3 protein-coding genes are annotated in these 2,933 nt (G+C 61.3%); 1 reads left to right on the forward strand and 2 read right to left on the reverse strand.

The window, feature by feature from the left end; all coding sequences use genetic code 11:
• Nucleotides 1-319 (forward strand): MOSC domain-containing protein (locus ACC569_RS14405; protein ID WP_372524216.1); only part of this gene is annotated, 319 nt, incomplete at its 5' end.
• 202 nt (nt 320-521) lie between these two features.
• Here ACC569_RS14405 and ACC569_RS14410 read toward each other — a convergent pair.
• Complete coding sequence (locus ACC569_RS14410) at nt 522-1,931, reverse strand: phosphomannomutase/phosphoglucomutase (protein WP_372524217.1); 1,410 nt, start codon at nt 1,929-1,931, stop codon at nt 522-524.
• Nucleotides 1,932-2,045: 114 nt separating this feature from the next.
• A partial coding sequence (locus ACC569_RS14415) for a GGDEF domain-containing protein (protein ID WP_372524218.1) occupies nt 2,046-2,933 on the reverse strand: 888 nt, incomplete at its 5' end.

Raw genomic sequence — 2,933 nt, forward strand, 5'->3', positions numbered from 1 at the left:
CGGGGCACGAGTGCAGGTGACGCAGCCGCGCACACCCTGCTTCAAGCTTGGCATTCGCATGGGCGACAGAGTTTTTCCCGCGCGTTTCACATCAGCCAATCGCACCGGTTTTTATCTGCGCGTGCTGGAAGAGGGCAGGGTAGCAGCCGGCGATGCGATCGAACGGATCGAACACGCCACCGGTTCGATGAGCGTGCGCGACGTATTTCGCCTGCGCCATGCCGGCGGCACGCGCGCGGAATACGAACATGCTGCATGCCTGTCCGGCCTGGCATCCAGCTGGCGCGTCGCTTTCGAGAAACGGTTGGCAGAGAAGTAGAATAATTTTGTTAAGCCGCCTACGGCGGCGTGAACACAATAAAGTAGCCCTGCTTCGCTCGTCTTGTCATTTATAAACGTGTGTCCACGACAATTTCGCCGGGAGCGAAATTGGACGCGCGTTAGCGCGCCCCGGAGGGGTGCGCGCCAGAGATGGCGCGCATCAAAACTCCACCTCACCCCGCCTTCGCGGGAATGACAACCTAGAAGGGTAACGCCATACCGGGCCGGACAGAGAGCATTAGTTCCCGGAAACGTTTCTGAATTCTTTCCAAGGCTTCTTGGTTATCGCCCTCGAAACGAAACACCAGCACCGGCGTGGTGTTGGAGGCGCGCACCAGCCCGAAGCCGTCGGGGAAGTCCGCGCGCAGGCCGTCGATGGTGGTGAGCTTGGCGTCCGGGAAATGCGCGCGCTTCACCAGTTCCTGGATGAGCGCGAAATGCTCGCCTTCGGCAAACTTGAGATTCAATTCCGGCGTGTTCAGCGTGTTGGGGAGCGATGCAAAAATCTCCTGCGTCGGGCGCGGGTCGCGCGCCAGCAGTTCCAGCAGCCGCGCGGCGGTGTAGAGCCCGTCGTCGAAGCCGTACCAGCGTTCCTTGAAAAAAATATGCCCGCTCATTTCGCCCGCCAGCAGCGCGCCGGTTTCCTTGAGCTTGGCCTTGATGAACGAGTGCCCGGTTTTCCACATCGTGGCCTTGCCGCCGGCCTTGCGAATTTCGGCGTCTAGGGTACGCGAACATTTGACGTCATAGATGATCTCGCCGCCCGGATGCCGCGACAGCACGTCGCGCGCGTACAGGATCATCTGGCGGTCGGCCCAGATCACGTGCCCGTCCGGCGCGATCACGCCGAGCCGGTCGCCGTCGCCGTCGAAGGCCAGGCCCACGTCGTATCCGCCCTTTTTGATTTCGGCGATCAGGTCCTCGAGATTTTCCGGCTTGCTCGGATCGGGATGGTGATTGGGGAAAGTGCCGTCGATTTTGCAGAAGAGTTCGGTGACCCGGCAGCCGAGGCGTTTGAGCAGTTGCGGCGCGAGTTCGCCCGCCACCCCGTTGCCGCAATCCACCGCCACGCGCATCGGACGTGCGAGTTTCACGTCACTCGTTATACGATCGAGATAAGCCGTGCGTACGTCCGTCGATGAGATGCTTCCCTGGCCCGATGCCAGATCGTTATTGAGTATCCGGGCGCGCAGTTTCTGGATCAGTTCGCCTGAGAGGGTGACGCCGCCAATGACCATCTTGAGGCCGTTGTAATCGGGTGGATTGTGGCTGCCGGTGACGGCCACGCCCGAGCCGGCGCCCAGGTGCTGGATGGCAAAATACACCACCGGGGTCGGTGCCATGCCGATGTCCACCACGTCGCAGCCGCTCCGGGCGATTCCGCGGGCGAGCGCGGCCGACAGTTCCGGACCGGAAAGGCGCCCGTCGCGCCCGATCACGAAACGTTTCTGTTTGCTCGCCAGCGCCTCACTGCCCAGCGCCTGCCCGACGCGTTCGACGATGTCCGGCGTGAGCGTCTTGCCCACGATGCCGCGGATGTCGTAGGCCTTGAAGATTTCGGGTGGAAGCGAGGCGGTCGCCGCATCGGCGGCGGTGTCGGATTTCGGCATGGCAATATGATTTCAGGTTCGGGAAATTCTGCGGTCAGTCTAACGCATCCGGCCGCTTCAGGCGAGATGGACGGAGGGTTCCGGCGTGGTTTTATTCGGGATGTAGTGCTGGGCTCAACTGACGATGACCCGTTTCTTTCCAGGCGCCCCGGTGGCTGGGTCGTAGACTTTGGTGATATTACGGCCGGCTTCCTTGGCCTGCAGCAGCGCCTGGTCGGCGCGCCACAACACGTCATCCGGCTTGGTGTCCTTGTCGTACATCGTGCTCAGGCCGCCGGTCCAGCGGAGTTGATGGATGACGCCCTTGGTCAGCGGTATCTCGCGCGGCAGTTGCCGGCGCAGACGCTCGACAAAATTTTTCGCATTCTCCAGCGAGGCGTACGTATATATGATGCAGAATTCGTCTCCGCCCAGGCGCGCCAGCACGTCGTTTTGGCGAACGACTTTTCTCAGGGCACTGGCGAATCCGACAATGAGCGCATCGCCCGCGTCGTGGCCGTGGACGTCATTGACCTTCTTGAAAAAATCCATGTCGATCATCAGCACGGACGAGGGACCGTTTGCCTTGGATGCCTCGAACAATTCCTTGAGCCGTTCCTCGAAGTGCCGGCGGTTGCCGAGCTGGGAGAGATGGTCCACCAGGCCCATGCTTTTCATCTTTTCTTTTTCCTCGACCAGTCTTTGCCCGCGGTCGCGGAGGTAATCGAAGATTTCCGCGAACTCATGCAGCGCCATTGGATAGTCCACGCGCACGCCGCCCTCGCGCAGGTCGCGGAACATGCGGATCAGGGAACGGATGTCGTGTCGCACGGCCCCGGCGGTCTGGAGGTAAAGACGGAACAGCACGACGAAAATTACGAGCAGGGCGAGCAGGATGAAGGCAAAATAGAAAATCCTGTTTCCGGAGAGAATCGCGGAGGGGACTTCGCCGGACTGGAACATCAGCGTCCAGCGGCTGTCACTCGGAGTACTGACGACGGACGCGGTCCCGGCGCTCGCCAC

This window comes from Sulfuricaulis sp., from assembly GCF_041499725.1.
Taxonomy (GTDB): domain Bacteria; phylum Pseudomonadota; class Gammaproteobacteria; order Acidiferrobacterales; family Sulfurifustaceae; genus Sulfuricaulis.